We start from the raw sequence: 17,498 nt of genomic DNA on the forward strand, positions 1-17,498 counted from the left end.
CGTATCAAACCGCCTGCGTCGGGTGGCGCGCACCCGCGTTCGCCTCGACGGCCTGCAGCACCTGCGCGGCCGCCGAAATCGCGATGACCTCGGGCGACTTGTCGACGATGCCGTCGACGCCGAGCGGACATTTCATCCGCGCGATCCGCGCCGGATCGATGCCGCGAGCCGCGAGCCGATGCTCGAACTGCTTGCGCTTGGTATGCGAGCCGATCATGCCGAAGAACGCGAAGTCGCCGCGCCGCAGGATGCGTTCGGCCAGTTCGAGATCGCGCGCGTGGTTGTGCGTCATCACGACGAAGTACGTGTTCGGCGCGGCCTGATCGATCGCCTCGTCGGGTGCGTCGTTCGCGTCGATCCTCACGTTCGGCGCGTGCAGCGCATCGAGCGACGGAAACTGCGCGTCGCGCTCGTCGACCCAGCGCACCGTGCAAGGCAGTGTCGCCAGCACGCGCACGAGCGCCGCGCCGACGTGACCGGCGCCGAACAGCACGACGGCGAATTCGCCCGGCGCGATGGTTTCGGTCAGGAGCGCGCTGCTGTCGTCGAAACCGGCGCCGTCCCACAGCAGACAGTCGGCGCCGTCGATGCCGGGCTCGGGCTCGGACAGCATCACCGCATCCGGCGCGGGGCCGAATGATACGCTGCGCACCGTCGATTGCCCCGCCGCGAGGCGCTTGGCGAGCGACGTGAGCCAGCCGAGATCGCCGACGTCGAGCCGCTCGAACGCGAGGATCACGGCGCCGCCGCAGCACTGGCCGAGGCTCGGCCCCAGCGCGAAGCGTTCGAGCCGCCGCATGTGGGGCGCGCGCATGCCGTCGCGCAGCACCTGGCGCGCGGTCTCGATCGCCTTCCATTCGAGGTGGCCGCCGCCAATCGTATGCTTGGCCGCCTCGCGCGTGACGATCATCTTCGTGCCGGCTTCGCGCGGCGCCGAACCTTCGACGCGCGCGACCGTCACCAGCACGGCGGCGTCGCCATGCGCGAGCAGATGTTGCAGGTCAGTGAGCCAGGCTTGCATCCGGCGATTCTCCGTGGGGGGCCGCGTGGGGCGTTTGCGCGGCGGGTTGCGTGTTTGTGTCGGGGCTATCGGGGTGCGCGGCGGCTTCGGTCGGATCTGCGTTCTGCGACGCGTTCATCGCACTCAACGTGTCCAGCGCATCGAGTATCGCCTCGGGCGTCGCCGGCGCGCGCAACGGCGGAGCATGTCGCGCGCCCGGCACTGCGGCCGCGATCGCGTCGCGAATCGCGAGAAACACCGAAAACGGCAGCAGCAACGGCGGCTCGCCGACCGCCTTCGAGCGGAACACGGTCGGCTCGGCGTTGCTGTTGTCGTAGAGCCGAACGTGGAACGCGGCGGGCGTGTCGCTGACCGCGGGAATCTTGTACGTCGACGGCGCGTGCGTCATCAGGCGGCCGTCGCGGCTCCACCATAGCTCTTCAGTGGTGAGCCAGCCCATGCCCTGAATGAAGCCGCCTTCGATCTGGCCGAGATCGATCGCCGGATTGATCGACTGGCCCGCGTCGTGCAGCAAGTCCGCGCGCAGGAGCTTCCACTCGCCGGTCAGCGTATCGACGACGACCTCCGACACCGCCGCACCATACGCGAAGTAATAGAACGGATGACCGGTCAGCGACTTCGCATCCCAATGCACTTTCGGCGTCGCGTAGAAACCGTCCGACCACAACTGCACGCGCGCGAGATACGCGGCGTTGACGAGCTGTTCGAACGGCAGCGCGCCGCCGTTCACCGACACGCTGCCGCGCGCGAACTGCACGTCGTTCGCGTCGCCACCGAGCTGGCGCGCCGCGAGTTCGGCGAGCCGCGCGCGGATCGTCCGCGCGGCGGCTTCGGCGGCCATGCCGTTCAGGTCGCTGCCGGTCGAGGCCGCGGTCGCCGACGTGTTGGCGATCTTCGAGGTATCGGTCGCGGTCACCCGGACGCGCGATAGCGGCAAGCCGAACTGATTCGCGACCACTTGCGCGACTTTCGTGTTGAGCCCCTGGCCCATCTCGGTGCCGCCGTGATTGACGAGCACGGAGCCGTCCTTGTACACGTGCACGAGCGCGCCGGCCTGATTCAGGAACGGCACGTTGAACGAGATGCCGAACTTGACCGGCGAAAACGCGAGGCCGCGTTTGAGCACGGGACTCTTCGCATTGAATTCGGCGAGTGCCGCGCGACGCGCGCGGTAGTCACTCGAATCTAGCAGCGCGTCGGTCAGCGGCGCGATGATGTTGTCTTCGACGCGTTGTCCGTACGGCGTCGTATCGCGTTCGCCGACGCCGTAGTAATTCGCGAGCCGCACGTCGAGGGGATCGAGCCGCAGCTCGCGCGCGATGCCGTCGAGCAGCACCTCCATCACGAGCGCGCCTTGCGGTCCGCCGAAGCCGCGAAACGCGGTGTTCGACTGCGTATTGGTCTTGCAGCACAGCGCGACGATATCGACGTCGGACAGGTAGTACGCGTTGTCGACGTGGCACACCGCGCGCGTCGCGACCGCGCCGGACAGATCCGCGGAATAGCCGGCGCGCAATGCGATTTCGACGCGCACGCCAAGCAGGCGGCCTTGCTCGTCGAAGCCCGCTTCGTACTCGTAGACTGCATCGTGGCGCTTGCCGGTGATCAGAAAGTCGTCGTCGCGATCGGCGCGCAGCTTGACCGGGCGACGCAGGCGTTGCGCCGCAAGCGCGGCCACGCACGCGAACAGCGCCGATTGCGATTCCTTGCCGCCGAAGCCGCCGCCCATGCGCCGGCATTCGCAGACGACGTTATGCGCGGGCCAGTCGAGCATGTGCGCGACGACCTGCTGCATCTCGCTCGGATGCTGCGTCGAGCTGTAGACGAGCATGCCGTCCATTTCCTTCGGCACCGCATAGGCGATCTGGCCTTCGAGATAGAACTGCTCCTGGCCGCCGACCTCGAACGTGCCGGCCAGTCGATGCGGCGCGGCGGCGATCTTCGCGTCGGGGTTGCCGCGCCGCAAATGCAGTGGCGGCAGCACGAACTGCTTCGCGGCTTTCGCATCGGCGACGGTGAGGATCGCGTCGAGCGGCTCGTAGCGGATCACGTCGTCGCTTTTCGCGAGCGCGGCGGCGCGACGTGCGAGTTCGTGGCTCTCGGCGATCACCGCGAAGACCGGCTGGCCCAGATAGAGCACTTCGCCGTCGGCGAGGATCGGATCGTCGTGCAGCACCGGGCCGCAATTGTTTTCGCCGGGGATATCGTCGGCACTCAGCACCGCGATCACGCCGGGCGCGTTTCTCACCGCGTCGAGATCCATCGACACGATGCGCGCATGCGCATGGCGCGACAGGCCGAGCGCCGCGTGCAGCGTGCCGTGCAGCTCGGCGATGTCGTCCGTGTAGGTCGCTTCGCCGCTCACGTGCAGCGCGGCGGATTCGTGCGGCAGCGGTACGCCGATCGACGCGTCCTCGCGTTGATCGGCACGCGCGCCCGCGGGTTCGATAAAGGCATCGGTCCGGTTCATCACGGCGACTCCTTCACGACGATTGCGTTGGCCTCGAACGCGAACGCGTTCACGTCGCAGAGCGCGAGCGGCGCGTCGTCGCGCGTTTCGAGGTAGAAGCGCCACAGCAGATTGCGCGCGACCCTCAGCCGATACGCGCTCGACGCGCGCATGTCGGTGAGCGGCTGGTAGTCGGCGGCGAGCGCGTCCATCGCGCGACGGGCCGTCGGTTCGTTCCACGCCGCGCCGTTGAGCGCGGCTTCGGTATGCGCGGCCCGCTTCGGCGTCGCCGCCATGCCGCCGAACGCGACCCGCGCCGCGCGGATCGTGCCATCTTCCGCGACGTGCAGCGCAAACGCCGCGCACACCGCCGAGATGTCCTGGTCGTAACGCTTCGCCACCTTGTAGGTGCGAAACCGCAGCGCGTCAGCCGGGCGAGGCACGCGCAGCGCGCTGACGAATTCGCCTTCCGCGAGCGTGGTCTTCTGATAGCCGAGGTAGAACGCGTCGAGCGGCACGTTGCGGGTCGTGTGATCGCGGCGCAACTCGACGTCGGCGCCGAGCGCGAGCAGCGCCGGCATCGAATCGCCGATCGGCGAGCCGTTCGCGACGTTGCCGCCGAGCGTGCCCGCATTGCGGATCGGCAGCGATGCGAAGCGCGTCCATAGTTCGGCGAGTTCGGGGTAGTCGGCGGTGAGCGCCGCGTACGCGTCTTCGAGCGTGACCGCCGCACCGATGGTCAGCGTTTGCGCGTCGCGCGCGATCGTCTTCAGTTCCGCGACGTTGCCGGTGTACAGCAAGTCGCCGAGATCGCGGAACTGCTTGGTGACCCACAAGCCGACGTCGGTGCTGCCCGCGACGATGCGCGCGTCCGGGTGCTGCGCGCGCAGCGTCGCGAACGCGTCGAGCGTGAGCGGGGCGTGGAAGGTGGGCGAGCCGAAGGCGGCGCCGCGGATGCCGGGCGCGCTGTATTCGAACGTGTCTTCGCGTTGCAGTGTGCGCAGCGTGGTCGCGATGGCCTCGCGGTCGAGCGCGACGCGCGGATGCTGCGCGTAGTCGAACATCTTCTGCGCGGCGTCGATGATCGGCCGGTAGCCCGTGCAGCGGCACAGATTGCCGGACAGCGCGGCGTCGATTTCATCGCGGGTCGGCAGGCCGGCGCTGACGGGCTGGTTCTCGTAGAGCGCCCACATCGACATGACGAAGCCGGGTGTGCAGAAGCCGCATTGCGAACCGTGGCAGTCGACCAGCGCCTGCTGCACCGGATGCAGCGCGCCGTTCGCGGCGCGCAGGTCTTCGACGGTGAAGAGGGCGCGGCCGTCGAGTGTCGGCAGGAACTGGATGCAGGCGTTGACCGCCTTCAACGTGAGGTCGCCGCGCGCATCGAGTTCGCCGATCACGACCGTGCATGCGCCGCAGTCGCCTTCCGCGCAGCCTTCCTTGGTGCCGGTGCAGCGCAAGTCCTCGCGCAGGTGCTGCAGCACGGTGCGCGTCGCCGGCACGCCTGCGACCTCGCGGACGGACCCCTGGTGGTAGAAGCGGATGGTTTGCGTTGTCATGGCGAATCGGAAGACAGTGCGGACCGGGCGCGCGTTACGCATGGGGTCGCAAAAAGCCGGCCTCGCGCACGTAGATCGCCATCCATACCCGAAGATAGCACTACCCCGGCCCGAAAATATTTCCCGTGTCGCATGAAGCTCATGCGGCGGCGGTCATGATCCGGGTACGATTCGCGCCGAGGCGGGAACGTCGCGCAGAAAAAACGCCGGACTTCGGTGCCCGGCATGGGCAACACGAAGTCCGGCGTCATTGGCGATGCGAATCGGTAAGCGCCCTGGCGGCGAGTTCGGCGCTTCAGACGGCGTTCGAAGCTCGCTCGACCAGGTTTCACCGCCGTCAGGCCACCCGACGGCGATTGCGCACGAGGCTCAGCACCAGCGCGACGAACGCGACGATAAACGCGACGCCCGACCACATCGGCAGCGTCAGCCCGAGAATCGGCGGATAGGCGGTTTCGCACAGGCCCGCGACCTTGAACACGCTCGGCAGCCAGTGCGCGGGGGGCAGGCTGTCGACCACCGGTTGCAGTGCGTCGAAGCCGCAGCTGAAGCCAGGATTCGCCTGGATGTACACATGGCGCGCCGCGGTCGCGATGCCGGCCAGCGCCGACAGCGCCGCCATCACTTCGAGCAGGCGCACGCCGCGCCAGCGCCTGAAGCTCGCGCCGAGGAACGCGAAGATCGCGATCAGCAGGAAGAAATAGCGCTGGATGATGCACAGCGGGCACGGGTCTTCGCGCAGGCCGAACTGCAGATACAACGCACCGCCCACGAGGGCGAGGCAGATCAGGCCGAGCAGAACCAGCAGGGTGCGCTCGCGGCGCAGCATTGCGGAGTCGTTAGTCATGGATCATCGATTGGTCTGGAGACGAAAGGGCGGGTGCCCGCGATTCTAGCGCGAACCCCGGCCGCGCCACTTATTGCCTGAACATTGGCGCGGCGGCGACCGCGCCGGGCAGCCAACCCCGGCCCTCTTTACCGGATCGCTTTCAGCACTGCCTCGGCCGCGCGGCCGATCGCGAGCAGCGCGTCGTCGGCGTGCGGTGCGCCCGCCAGCATCAGGCCGACCGGCGCGTCGCCGCGCAGATGGCACGGCAGCGACAGCGCGCAGCTATCGAGGAAGTTGAACGCGCTCGGATTGCGCAGGATCAGCGCATTGGTGCGGCCGAACGCGTCGTCGTCGTTGAGCAGGTCGGCGAGGCGCGGCGGCACGACCGGCACGGTCGGCGCGACGACCGCGTCGAAACGCTGCCACAGCGTGCGCGCGGCTTCGTCGAGCATCGCGTCGCGCTCGGCGACGAGGTCCAGATAATCGACCGCGCTGGCCGGCTGCCCCTTCATGATGCGCACGAGCACGCGCGGATCGTACTGCTCGCGATGCTTGTCGAGCAGCGGACGATGCCACGCATACGCCTCGATCGACGAAAAGCCGAAGCGGTTGATCTCCGGCAGCCGGTCGAGCGGCGCGAAGCGCACCTCGCTGACGATCGCGCCGGCCGCCTCCAGATGCTTGAGCGCGGTATCGATCGCGCGCGCGACTTCGGGCTCGACGCCGTCGGTCACGAAATTGGTCAGCACGCCGAGGCGCACGCCTTCGAGCGGCCGCGCGGCCGGGATGCGCGGCTCGAGCCCGGCGAGCATCCGGTCGACCAGCGCGCAGCATGCGACCGACACGCCGATCGGCCCGAACGAATCGAGCGTCGACGACAGCGGCACGCCGCCCTGCTTCGGGATGCGCGCGGCGGTCGGCTTGAAGCCGGTCAGCCCGCACAAGGCGGCCGGGATGCGGATCGAGCCGCCGGTGTCGGTGCCGAGCGCGACCGCGGCCATGCCGTCGGCGACCGATGCGGCCGCGCCCGACGACGAGCCGCCCGAAATCCGCTCGTCGCCCTTCACGCCGCGCCGGTACGGCGACAGCGGATGGCCGTAGTGCGGATTCAGGCCGAGTCCGGAAAACGCGAACTCGCTCATGTTGGTCCGCCCGACGATCACGGCGCCGGCCCGCTTCAGACGCGCGACCGCGACCGCGTCGGCCTTCGCGGCGGGCGCGTCGGCGAGCACGACGGAGCCCGCGCGGGTCGGCTGGCCTTCGATGTCGAACAGGTCCTTGACCGACACGGGAATCCCGGCGAGCGGCGAGAGCACGGTGCCGGCCGCGCGCAGGCGGTCGTGCGCGTCGGCGGCGGCGCGCGCGGCGTCGGTGTCGACGTGCATGAAGACGGCGGCGCCCTGGCCAGCCGGATCGGCGATCCGGTCCAGCGCGGTTTCGACGAGCGCGCGGCTCGTCGTGCGGCCGGCGGCGAGATCGGCGGCAAGCTGGGCAAGCGGCGGGAAAGGGGCGAATTCAGTGGCCATGATGTCGGTAGAAATCCGGTTGAGCGCAGCGCGGGCGCATGAGCGAGGCAGTGCGGAGCCAAAGGGAAAGGTCCGTCCGCATTGTAGAGCAAGGTTTTGCGGCCGCGCGGCCTGCTACTGGCGGCGCGGCGCGGCGCGCGAATTCGCCAAAAAGCTGGCCGGTTCGTTTGCTACACTGCGCTTTCCGAGATTACTGTTTGTAAGGAAAGCGCTCATGCACCATGGTATCGGCTTCATCCAGGATCTGGCCGTCGTGATGGCGCTGGCCGGCGTCGTCACCGTGCTGTTCCATCGGCTGAAGCAGCCGGTGGTGCTCGGCTATATCGCGGCCGGCGTGATCATCGGACCGTACACGCCGCCGTTCCAATTGATCCACGACGAACAGACGATCCAGACGCTCGGCGAGCTGGGCGTCGTGTTCCTGATGTTTTCGCTGGGCCTCGAATTCAGCCTGCGCAAGCTGTTCGAGGTCGGCGCGACGGCGATCGTCGCCGCGCTGTCCGAAATCGTGCTGATGCTGTGGATCGGCTACGAGATCGGCAGCGCGTTCGGCTGGACTCCGATGGACTCGCTGTTCCTCGGCGCGATCCTCGCGATCTCGTCCACGACGATCATCGTGAAGGCGCTGTCCGATCTCGGACTCAAACGTGAAAGCTTCGCGCAGCTCGTGTTCGGCATTCTGATCGTCGAGGACATTCTCGGTATCGCGATGCTCGTGCTGCTGACCGGCATCGCGCAGACCGGGCAACTGTCGGCCGGGCTCGCGGCCGTCACGCTCGGCAAGCTGCTGCTGTTCATGACGGTGTCGCTGCTGGTCGGCGTGCTGTTCGTGCCGCGCGCGCTGAACTACGTCGCGCGCACGGGCAGCGACGAGATGATGCTCGTGTCCGTGCTCGGCTTCTGCTTCGGCTTCTGTCTGCTGGTCGTCAAGCTCGATTACAGCATCGCGCTCGGCGCGTTCCTGATCGGCGCGATCATGGCCGAGTCGCGCCATCTGCATCGGATCGAGCATCTGATCGCGCCGCTGCGCGACGCGTTTTCCGCGATCTTCTTCGTGACGATCGGACTGATGCTGAACCCAGCCGTGATGCTCGACTACGCGTGGCCGATCGCCGTGATCACGCTCGCGGTGATCGTCGGCAAGATCGTGTCGTGCGGGCTCGGCACGTTTCTGTCGGGGCAGGACGCGCGCACCTCGATGCGCGTCGGCATGACCGTGTCGCAGATCGGCGAGTTCTCGTTCATCATCGCGACGCTCGGTCTGACGTTGAAGGTGACGAGCGGGTTTCTGTATCCGATCGCGGTCGCCGTGTCGGCATTGACGACGCTGACGACGCCATATCTGATCCGCGTCGCCGATCCGCTCACGCGCCGCATCGGGCAGGCGATGCCCGCCACGTTGTCCAACGTGTTCGGCATGTACGGGCAATGGCTGCGCAGTTTGATCACGGCGCGCGGCGAGCCGACGCTCATCGGCATGACGCGGCGGATCGTATTGCAGATCGCGGTGAATCTCGCGCTCGTCGCGGCCATTTTCCTCGCCGTGTCGTATAGCGCGCCGCATAGCGGCCGGCTGCTCGCGCACTGGCTCGACGACGAGCCGCTGCAACGCGTCGTGCAGTGGAGCGTCGCGCTCGTCGTTTCGCTGCCGTTTCTCGTGGCCGTGTATCGCAAGACCAAGTCGCTCGCGCTGCTGCTTGCCGAAGTCGGCGTGCAGCCGACCACCGCGGGACGCTTCACGAGCGCGCTGCGTCACGCGATCGCCGATCTTGTGCCGATCGTGTCGATGATCGGCGTGTTTCTGCTGGTGGCGGCGCTGTCGGGCAGCATCCTGCCGCCGACTGGCCTGCTCGTCGCGGTGCTCGTGTGCGCCGCGCTGCTGCTCGCGCTCGTGTGGCGCTGGTGCGTGAAAATTCATGCGTCGATGCAGATCGCGTTGCGGGAAACCTTCGAAGAGCGGCCGGATCCTTGAGTCATCGGGGTCGGTGTAACGCTTCGCAACAATGTGAGCAATTGTGTGCGGGTTTGCGGGGCCTGCAGCACTGACGGATAATCAGGGCATATTCATTCGTTCGCGTGTAAGGCGCCCGTCCGACAGTCATGAGCGAAAACAAACCCGAAAACGCCGGCACGACCGGCAGTCCGCAGCCGGCCTCCCCCGCGCCGAGCAGTGCGCCGGCCGAACCGGCCGCCTCGCTTCCTCCCTCGCATGAAGATGCCATCCGGTCGGCCGCCAAAGACACGAGCCCGACGGCCGAGGAGGCGACCGCGAGGTCGTCGACCGACGATCCGCTCAGCGCATCGTCGGTCACGCCCGAAGATCCGCGCACGGCGCGGCTGCGCGACGCGGCCGAGGCGCGCAGCGCCGCCGCCGAATCGACCGCGCGGCAGGAAGCCAAGGTGCACGAGCGCGAAGTGCGGCGCGCTGGTACGTACGCCGGCGGCGCGACCATGGTGAAACCCGAGCCGCTCGCGAAACCGACGGTGGCCGCCGGCGAGCCGCGCGCGGCTGGCGGCAGCGCGGCGGACCTCGCCACCGAAGACGAAATCGCCACCGAGGCAGCCGCCGCACCCGCGGCGCGCGCGCCCGGCTCGCCGCCGCCCGGTTTCGGCGCGGCACCCGATTTCAGCGCCACGAACCCGCCGCCACCCAACGCGCTGCCGCCGTCGCCACCGCGCTATCTGAAGCAGAGCGACTCCGCGTGGAGCGTGTTCGGCCGCATCATCGCGGCGCGCGCGCGGCAGCTGTTCGATCGCGCGGGGCAGCGGATCACGCAGCGCACGCTGCGCATCGGCGTGTCGGCGCGCATCTTCCACCCGGAACCGGGCGCGAAGGGCTTGCGCGGCAAGACGCTGCAGTATCTGGAGGAGTCGGTCGCGCACTGGGTGATGTCGCGCGACGTGCTGGTGTTCATGATCCCGACCGTTGGTCATCAGGGCATGCTGCACCCGAGCAACATCCGTCTGCGCGACTATGCGAAGCATCTCGATGGCCTGCTGCTGCAAGGCGGCGCCGACGTGTCGCCGCAGACGTATGCGGAATCGGCGGCCAGCCACGAATGGCCCGGTGACCGCGTGCGCGACATGTACGAGCTCGAACTGCTGCACGAGTTCGTCGAATCGGGCAAGCCGGTGCTCGGCGTGTGTCGCGGCTGTCAGCTGATCAATGTCGCGTTCGGCGGCACGCTATATCAGGACATCGCGACCGAAGTGCCCACCGCGAACGCCCACGTCAACGAAAACTACGATCAGCACCGGCACGGCGTGCATTTTCCGGATGGCTCGACGCTGCTGAACATGTTCCCCGGACGGCACGACGCGATCGTCAACTCGATCCACCATCAGGCGGTAAAGACGCTGGGCCGCGATCTCAATATCGAGGCGGTGTCGGCGTCGGACGGCATCATCGAGGCCGTGCGCTACCGGCGCGCGCCGTTCGTGATGGGCGTGCAGTGGCACCCGGAGTTTCATCGCGCGGGCGGCCCGGAGCTGCTCGATTGCACGCCGTTGCTCGATACGTTCCTGCGGGTCGCGCGGGAGACGCGGTTTTAAGCAAGGCGGGTTTGCGTTGGCGCGGCGTGCGCGGTCGAGGTTGAGTCCGCGGCGTGGTTGCGCATCGGTCCCGCGCTTTCGCTGTTTTCCGCAGCCCGACGGAGCCATTCCATCCATCTGACGCGCTGTCACGTTATGTGGCAGTGCGTTTTCTTCTCTCGAAATAGTCAGGAGTGCGAGCTGGGTGGCGTCTTTATTTTGCGACTGTGATTTCGGGATGGAGTGGTTCGCTGCGCCAACCGTCTATCTCGATTTCGAGCGTGTCCATACAGTGCCCACGAGCTTCGCGTCGCGATAAATCCGCGCGATAATCCAACGTCATTCTCGATCGGCGTGGAGCAGGCATATGAAGTACTCCTTGGTTATCCGGCGCGCTATGTTGCTCGCCGGTGTCTATGCGTTGTGGCATACGGGTGTTGCGGTGGCACAGCAGGACAGCGTGAGCGCGCCGCTGGCGGGCACGCGGCCGGCTCCAGGGGAGTTGGCGCCGCGAGAGGCTGGCCCCCAGTCCGTCGCTGAGCCCGAGGTGTCCGCGAATACGCCCGCTGCCGCGCGCGGCGACGTCGCCGATTTGATCCAGTTGATCCACGACGCGAACCTCAGCGAACTGCGCACGACCTACAACGGCAGCTACGGTGCGAGCCTGTTCTTCCATCCGCCGCGGATGACGTACTACGTCGCGTTGTTTCAGAACAAGCATTTCTGGCGCGTGATCAGGAGCGATTCGGCAGAGCGCGCGGAAGCGATCTACGCCGGTTTCGCGCAGCAGACGCAGCAACTCGCGGACGCCGAGATTCATCGCACGCGGTTGCAGGCGCAGAATGCATATCTGCAGGGCAGCATCGCGATATCGCAGCAGCAGGCGCAACGGCTGCAGACCGATCTCGACGTCGCCCGCACGCAGCAGGCGAAGGTCGACGACCGGCAGCGGCAGACGCGCGACGAGGCGCTCGCGCTGCGCGCGGAGCGCGACAACGCGCAGGCGCAATTGCGTCAGCTTCAGAGCGCGATCACGCGCTTGCAGCAGCAGACGGAAGCGGGTTTGCCTGCGTCGAAGTAACGGCAGCGCTCATTGCGCGAATTGTTCCGGGATTTCGGTGACGCGACGCTGCGATATGTGGTTCATCCACTCGGTGCTATTTGCCGGCAGATTGTTCGACACGGTGGAGCGCGGCAGCGGCGCGACGTCGCGCAAAGACATCATGGCGAACGTCGTTACATCAGCGTATCCGTCTTCGCCGAACCGGGTACGAACGCGCGCTTCATGCGATGGGTCATTCGCGGCATGCCGATTTACCGGAAGCGGATGCGTTTGCACGCGAAGCGCACGACGCGGAGGCGATGAGCGAATCGCGTCACGCGGCGTGGGCGCATGTCGCGTGGCGGTGCGCTGAGGCAAAGCCGCGATGCGCGCGGGTGCGGCGGCGGCCACGTCGGCAGGTAATGGCGGAAGCACAGGAGCCGGTGTGACGGCCTCCGCAATCACCGGTGCCTCGGGACTCGCAACCAGATGCTGCGCACGACGCTTTTCTACCGGCGCCGGCGCATCACGACGGGGCTTCAGAGCTTGCGCCGATTTCAGCATGTCGGAGGCCATATGCCGCGGCGCCAGAGGCTGATCGACGATCCACCACGCCAGCACTGCGACGCAGCCGATTACGCCGGCACTCGCCGCGACCGTTCGCCGATGCCGCACAGTGCGCCGCTGCGCGATTCGCGGCGAGCGGGCCTTGAGCGCGATTCGCATTGGACCCTGAGGCACCTTCCGTTGCATAGCGGGATGCGCCGCCGTCGCGGTATTCGACGGTTCCCCGGCAGGCTGCGTGGCGTCCGCGACGGGCGTCTCTGCCGGCCGCTTCATGTCAGTTAGCACGCCGGTCAGCACGCCGTCGATCGACACCCACTGCCCATACGACAGCAACTGCTGATCTCTGACGCACACGGTGCGCAGCAGCGCGGCATACAGCGAATCGAGCCCGGTTCGCCAGGACAGCAACGCCCAGTCGCGGCCGAACGGTTCGGGCAGGTGGTCGAGCGTACGGAAAGGGGGAAGCGCGAATGCGCCTTCAATCAGGATGAGTGGCGTGCTGGTCATCGGTTTCTTCCGGTATCTCGGACAGGCTCACCGGTGTGGCAGTGACGGAATCTGTAGGGGGCCGATGAAGCCATCGGCAACAGAAAATCATGCCTCGAAACTACGTCGTCCACCGTTCAGATGACTCCGAAAACAGGAATACCGCCGGCGCGCGCCGTCCCCGCGACGCCACGCGCATCACGCACACTCAACCACGGCGTTCAAGCCTTCAACCGGTACACGTAGCGCAACGCGGTGATATCCACGCCGCCCATCTGATCGGGCTCCGCGCCGACCAACTGCCAGCCGTGTCGCTCGTAAAAGCCGATCGCCGCCGTATTGCCCTCGAGCACGTATAGGTACAGCTGTGCCTCGCCTTGCGCGCGCGTCCAGTCTACGGCTGCGTGCATCAGTGTTTTGCCGACGCCGATGCCCTGATAACCGGGCAGCGCATGCAGGTTGTCGAGCAGCACGCCCCACGCGGACTCGGGCTGGCGCTCGACACATACGAAGCCGGCCGGCTCGCCGGCCAGCTCGGCGATCAGCACGATGCGGCGCTCGCCGCCCGGCGCGCCGAGACGTGCTTCCCAATAGGCGGCGCGTTCGCGCGTGACTTCGCCGTCGAGGAACGCGTCGGGCAACAGACCGCGATAGGTCGCCTGCCAACTGGCGCTGTGGATCGACGCAATCAGCGCGGCGTCCTCGAGCGTGGCGGGGCGCAGGGAAAGAGCAGGGGTGGTTCGCATCGGCGTAATCGACTGAATGGCCTCGCGCGGACAGTCTACCGCTGCCCGCGGGTGTCGCGCGTAAGCAAACTGTATGCGTTTCGCGTCGACCCTATCAGCAGTAACATTACGTGGCATCGGCCCGACATCGAGCTCAGCGTTTACCCTCATATCGAATGAGCGCCGTGAGCAGCAAAATGCGGCGCCCCCGGGCGCACTTGCTTATACCTGTGCGTTCGCCTGCAGCATCCGCTTGCCAAGCAGTGGATCGTTTCAACTGCCCGCTCGTCACCGTCCGCGTCGATCCGTCCGACAGGGCGGCGGGCCTATCCGAGAGTGTCATGTCTACAGCGACCCACGCCGCTTCCACCACCGAAGAATCCAAGGTCAAGACAGTGTTCCGCGTTGTCAGCGGCAACTTTCTTGAAATGTACGACTTCATGGTCTATGGCTACTACGCTTCCGCGATCGCCAAGACCTACTTTCCTGGCGGCAGCGATTTCGCGTCGCTGATGCTGTCGCTGTCCGTGTTCGGCGCGGGCTTCCTGATGCGTCCGCTCGGCGCGATCGTGCTCGGCGCCTACATCGACCATCACGGTCGTCGCAAAGGCCTGATCCTCACACTGAGCCTGATGGCGCTCGGCACGCTGACGGTCGCGACGATACCGGGCTACGCGACCATCGGGCTCGTGGCGCCCGTGCTGGTGCTGCTCGGCCGGCTGCTGCAAGGCTTCTCCGCCGGCGCTGAGCTCGGCGGCGTGTCGGTGTATCTGTCGGAGATCGCGACGAAGGGCAACAAGGGCTTCTATTGCTCGTGGCAATCGGGCAGCCAGCAGGTCGCGGTGGTATTCGCCGCGCTGATCGGCGTGGGGCTCAACAAGATTCTGCCCGCCGAGCAGATGTTCGCGTGGGGCTGGCGCGTGCCGTTCCTGATCGGCTGTCTGATCGTGCCGTTCCTGTTCATCATCCGCCGCTCGCTGCAGGAAACCGAGGAGTTCACGGCGCGCAAGCATCGTCCGAGCGTGGGCGAGATCCTGAAGTCGATGCTCGCGAACTATCCGATCGTGCTGGGCGGCATGGGCATGGTCATCATGACGACCGTGTCGTTCTACATGATCACCGCTTACACGCCGACCTTCGGCAAGGAAGTGCTGAAGCTGTCGGCGATCGACGCGCTCGTCGTCACCGTCTGCGTCGGTATCTCGAATCTGATCTGGCTGCCGTTGTCCGGCGCGTTGTCGGACCGCGTCGGCCGCCGTCCGGTGCTGCTCGCGTTCACGATCCTGACGATCCTCACCGCGTATCCGGCGCTGCAATGGCTCGTCGCCGAACCGTCGTTCGCGCGTCTGCTCGCCGTGCAGCTGTGGTTGTCGTTCCTGTACGGCTGCTACAACGGCGCGATGGTCGTCGCGCTGACCGAAGTGATGCCGGTCGAAGTGCGAACCGCTGGCTTCTCGCTCGCGTACAGTCTCGCGACGACGATCGGCGGCTTCACGCCGGCCATCGCCACGCTGCTGATCCATGTGACCAGCAACAAGGCGGCGCCGGGCCTGGTCCTCGGCGTGGCGGCAATCTGCGGTCTGCTCGCGACGCTGTTCCTGTATCGCACGCCGGAGTCACGCAGTCAGTATCGGGCGGCCTGACGGTTCACTTCGTGTTCTGAAAACAAAAGACCCCGCGCTAGCGGGGTCTTTTGTTTGCGACGCGTGGTCTGTGGCTACCCGTGCCGCAATTCGTCAGCGACCACCTCGACGACTTCATCCCACGCACCCGGCCGCGGCTGACGTACGAGCGTCGCGCCGGGATACCACGGGCTGCGCGTGTCGCCGTCGAACCAGCGCCAGTCGGCGGCGAACGGTAGCATCAGCCACAGCGGCTTGCGCAGCGCGCCCGCGAGGTGCGCGATCGACGTGTCGATCGACACCACCGCGTCGAGCCGCTCGACGATCGCCGCGGTATCCGCGAAGTCGCCGATGCGGTGGTCGAAGCGATGGATCGCGGCCGCGCGCGGATGCGCGTCGAGCGCCGCGTGGTCGTCCTCGGACAGATCGGGCTGCAACACGATCCAGTCGATGCCATCCAGTGCGAACAGCGGCTCCAGCGCGGCGAGCGGCATCGTGCGGGTTTCGTTGCGCTGGATGCGCCCCGACCATGCGAGCCCGATCTTGCGCTTCGCCTGACCGCCGAGCGAGCCGCGCCATTTGCGGCCATAGGCCGGCGGCACGCTCAGATAGGGCGTGCGCGCGTCAATCGTGTCGTAGCGCGTGCCGAGCGCCAGCGGCAGGCTCAAGAGCGGAATCTGCAGATCGGCGGCGGGGCGCGGCTGGCCCTGCGCGATCAGCGAGACGCGCCATGCCTGCGCGACGGGCGCGAAGAGCGGCACCAACTGCGGCTGCACTTCCAGCACGACGCGCGCGGCGCGAAGCGCTGCGCGCGGTACGAAGCGCACGAACTGCAGCGTGTCGCCGAAACCCTGTTCGGCATGGATCAGCAGCGTGTGTTTTTCGATCGACTCGCCGTGCCAGCGCGGCAACGTCTGGATCACCGGTTGCGCGACGGTTTGCAAGCGCCATTCGTATTCGGGCAGCCCGCGCTCGAAGTCGCGCATCGCGAGCCACGCGAGCGCACGGTTCATATGCGCGGACGCGAGATCCGGGCGCAGCCGCAACGCCTGATCGAGCGCGCGCACCGCGGCCGCGTGCGCGCCGAGCGCCTGGTGCGCGGTGCCGAGCGCAAGCCACGCGAGCGCGAATTGCGGATCGAGCCCGACCGCGCGCTCCAGATACGGCAGCGCCTGTTCGGCACGGCCGAGCGACGCGAGCGCGTTGCCCATGCCATAGATCGCCGGCGGCAGGTTCGGCTGCAGACGCAGCGCCGCTTCAAATGACGCGACTGCCCGCGCATGGCGGCCGGTCGCATCGAACGTATTCGCGAGATTGAAGTGCGCGGCGACGAAGCGCGGCTCGGCGGCGAGCGCGGCCTCGAAGCAGGGCACTGCCTCGTTCGGTCGATCGAGCGCGTTCAGCGACATGCCCATGTTGTTCAGCGCGCCCGCGTGACCGGGGCGCAGCTCGAGCGCGCGCCGGAACGACGCGATCGCGTCCGCGTGACGGCCGAGCGCGTGCAGCGCGTTGCCGAGATTGTTGTGCGACGACGCGTCGTTCGGCTGCAGGCGCAGCGAACGTTCGAACGCATCGGCGGCGTCTTCGTGACGGCCTTGCGACGCGTACGCGTTGCCGAGGTTGTAGTGCGCCATCGGGAAGGTCGGCGCGAGCGTCAGCGCGTTGCGGAACTGCTCGATCGCGGCGTCGATCTGGCCGAGCGCCTTCAGCGCATTGCCGAGGTTCAGCTGCAGCGCCGCGTCTTCGGGGCGCAGATCGACCGCGCGCCGCACCAGCGCCGCGGCTTCGGCGTGCTGGCCCTGCTGGTGACGCAGCACGCCGAGCAGATGCAGCGCGTCGACATGGCTGGGGTCGTGGTCGAGCGTGGCGCGGTAGCCGCGTTCGGCGTCGTCGAGGCGGCCGTCACGATGCGCCGCGAACGCGCGGTCAAATACAGGTTGCATGACGGGGAGGGCTTTTGGATCAATCAGACTGAGGGCGCATTTTCCCATACTTGCGCAAGCGGCCCGGATTTGCGCGGAGCGTGAGTTCATGGGCAACGACGGATGGAACCCCCGCGCAACCCGTCTTGCCGACGCGCGATTGATGCAGCGCACCCGTGTGCGCAAGAGTGGCGGCGTACACTAGAACGCATTGTTGCC

At 67.3% G+C, this 17,498-nt stretch carries 12 protein-coding genes; 4 read left to right on the forward strand and 8 right to left on the reverse strand.

Annotated features, from left to right (window positions below; all coding sequences use genetic code 11):
• Nucleotides 1–4 precede the first annotated feature (4 nt).
• The 5 genes from xdhC to HWY30_RS23480 all read right to left on the reverse strand — a co-directional run bounded on the left by xdhC (nucleotide 5) and on the right by HWY30_RS23480 (nucleotide 7,384).
• Nucleotides 5–1,021 (reverse strand): xanthine dehydrogenase accessory protein XdhC, encoded by a 1,017-nt coding sequence (gene xdhC / locus HWY30_RS23460; RefSeq protein ID WP_090801362.1) that lies wholly within the window; start codon nucleotides 1,019–1,021, stop codon nucleotides 5–7.
• Nucleotides 1,002–3,491, reverse strand: a complete 2,490-nt coding sequence (xdhB, locus tag HWY30_RS23465; RefSeq protein ID WP_090801360.1) for a xanthine dehydrogenase molybdopterin binding subunit — start codon at nucleotides 3,489–3,491, stop codon at nucleotides 1,002–1,004. Before xdhB ends, xdhC begins: the two co-directional genes overlap by 20 nt.
• Complete coding sequence (gene xdhA / locus HWY30_RS23470) at nucleotides 3,491–5,029, reverse strand: xanthine dehydrogenase small subunit (protein ID WP_090801359.1); 1,539 nt, start codon at nucleotides 5,027–5,029, stop codon at nucleotides 3,491–3,493. The genes xdhB and xdhA overlap by 1 nt, the downstream gene beginning before the upstream one ends.
• 337 nt (nucleotides 5,030–5,366) lie before the next feature.
• Nucleotides 5,367–5,876 carry a disulfide bond formation protein B gene (locus tag HWY30_RS23475; RefSeq protein ID WP_090801357.1) on the reverse strand — a complete coding sequence of 170 codons (510 nt, stop codon included), beginning with the start codon at nucleotides 5,874–5,876 and terminating at the stop codon, nucleotides 5,367–5,369.
• A gap of 128 nt (nucleotides 5,877–6,004) precedes the next feature.
• The gene (locus tag HWY30_RS23480; RefSeq protein WP_090801355.1) at nucleotides 6,005–7,384 is read right to left on the reverse strand and encodes an amidase; all 1,380 of its coding nucleotides are present in this window, start codon (nucleotides 7,382–7,384) and stop codon (nucleotides 6,005–6,007) included.
• A gap of 214 nt (nucleotides 7,385–7,598) precedes the next feature.
• On the opposite strand from HWY30_RS23480, the gene HWY30_RS23485 reads away from it, so the two are divergent.
• The 3 genes from HWY30_RS23485 to HWY30_RS23495 all read left to right on the forward strand — a co-directional run bounded on the left by HWY30_RS23485 (nucleotide 7,599) and on the right by HWY30_RS23495 (nucleotide 11,996).
• Entirely contained in the window at nucleotides 7,599–9,356 is a 1,758-nt protein-coding gene (locus HWY30_RS23485; protein WP_090801353.1) for a cation:proton antiporter, read from the forward strand.
• 128 nt (nucleotides 9,357–9,484) lie between these two features.
• Entirely contained in the window at nucleotides 9,485–10,936 is a 1,452-nt protein-coding gene (locus HWY30_RS23490; RefSeq protein WP_090801352.1) for a gamma-glutamyl-gamma-aminobutyrate hydrolase family protein, read from the forward strand.
• A gap of 346 nt (nucleotides 10,937–11,282) precedes the next feature.
• Nucleotides 11,283–11,996: a DUF2968 domain-containing protein gene (locus HWY30_RS23495; protein WP_167368603.1), complete on the forward strand. Its 714-nt coding sequence runs from the start codon at nucleotides 11,283–11,285 to the stop codon at nucleotides 11,994–11,996.
• 9 nt (nucleotides 11,997–12,005) lie between these two features.
• On the opposite strand, the gene HWY30_RS23500 is transcribed toward HWY30_RS23495, so the two are convergent.
• Together HWY30_RS23500 and HWY30_RS23505 are read right to left on the reverse strand one after the other, a co-directional pair.
• Nucleotides 12,006–13,031 carry a hypothetical protein gene (locus HWY30_RS23500; RefSeq protein ID WP_090801348.1) on the reverse strand — a complete coding sequence of 342 codons (1,026 nt, stop codon included), beginning with the start codon at nucleotides 13,029–13,031 and terminating at the stop codon, nucleotides 12,006–12,008.
• Nucleotides 13,032–13,231: 200 nt separating this feature from the next.
• Nucleotides 13,232–13,756 (reverse strand): GNAT family N-acetyltransferase, encoded by a 525-nt coding sequence (locus tag HWY30_RS23505; RefSeq protein WP_018421404.1) that lies wholly within the window; start codon nucleotides 13,754–13,756, stop codon nucleotides 13,232–13,234.
• A gap of 320 nt (nucleotides 13,757–14,076) precedes the next feature.
• Here HWY30_RS23505 and tcuC point away from each other — a divergent pair, with 320 nt between their 5' ends.
• A complete protein-coding gene (tcuC, locus tag HWY30_RS23510) occupies nucleotides 14,077–15,378 on the forward strand; it encodes an MFS transporter (RefSeq protein WP_090805419.1) in 1,302 nt (433 codons plus the stop codon).
• A gap of 74 nt (nucleotides 15,379–15,452) precedes the next feature.
• On the opposite strand, the gene HWY30_RS23515 is transcribed toward tcuC, so the two are convergent.
• Nucleotides 15,453–17,300 (reverse strand): tetratricopeptide repeat protein, encoded by a 1,848-nt coding sequence (locus HWY30_RS23515; RefSeq protein ID WP_090801346.1) that lies wholly within the window; start codon nucleotides 17,298–17,300, stop codon nucleotides 15,453–15,455.
• Between the last annotated feature and the right edge of the window lie 198 nt (nucleotides 17,301–17,498).

It is taken from the genome of Paraburkholderia tuberum STM678 (assembly GCF_902833905.1).
Classification (GTDB): Bacteria; Pseudomonadota; Gammaproteobacteria; order Burkholderiales; family Burkholderiaceae; genus Paraburkholderia; species Paraburkholderia tuberum.

What these genes read in the sequence shown, in the direction of transcription:
- xdhC (WP_090801362.1), bottom strand. Translation starts at nt 1,021, where the DNA reads ATGCAAGCCTGGCTCACTGACCTGCAACATCTGCTCGCGCATGGCGAC.
- xdhB (WP_090801360.1), bottom strand. Translation starts at nt 3,491, where the DNA reads ATGAACCGGACCGATGCCTTTATCGAACCCGCGGGCGCGCGTGCCGAT.
- xdhA (WP_090801359.1), bottom strand. Translation starts at nt 5,029, where the DNA reads ATGACAACGCAAACCATCCGCTTCTACCACCAGGGGTCCGTCCGCGAG.
- HWY30_RS23475 (WP_090801357.1), bottom strand. Translation starts at nt 5,876, where the DNA reads ATGACTAACGACTCCGCAATGCTGCGCCGCGAGCGCACCCTGCTGGTT.
- HWY30_RS23480 (WP_090801355.1), bottom strand. Translation starts at nt 7,384, where the DNA reads ATGGCCACTGAATTCGCCCCTTTCCCGCCGCTTGCCCAGCTTGCCGCC.
- HWY30_RS23485 (WP_090801353.1), top strand. Translation starts at nt 7,599, where the DNA reads ATGCACCATGGTATCGGCTTCATCCAGGATCTGGCCGTCGTGATGGCG.
- HWY30_RS23490 (WP_090801352.1), top strand. Translation starts at nt 9,485, where the DNA reads ATGAGCGAAAACAAACCCGAAAACGCCGGCACGACCGGCAGTCCGCAG.
- HWY30_RS23495 (WP_167368603.1), top strand. Translation starts at nt 11,283, where the DNA reads ATGAAGTACTCCTTGGTTATCCGGCGCGCTATGTTGCTCGCCGGTGTC.
- HWY30_RS23500 (WP_090801348.1), bottom strand. Translation starts at nt 13,031, where the DNA reads ATGACCAGCACGCCACTCATCCTGATTGAAGGCGCATTCGCGCTTCCC.
- HWY30_RS23505 (WP_018421404.1), bottom strand. Translation starts at nt 13,756, where the DNA reads ATGCGAACCACCCCTGCTCTTTCCCTGCGCCCCGCCACGCTCGAGGAC.
- tcuC (WP_090805419.1), top strand. Translation starts at nt 14,077, where the DNA reads ATGTCTACAGCGACCCACGCCGCTTCCACCACCGAAGAATCCAAGGTC.
- HWY30_RS23515 (WP_090801346.1), bottom strand. Translation starts at nt 17,300, where the DNA reads ATGCAACCTGTATTTGACCGCGCGTTCGCGGCGCATCGTGACGGCCGC.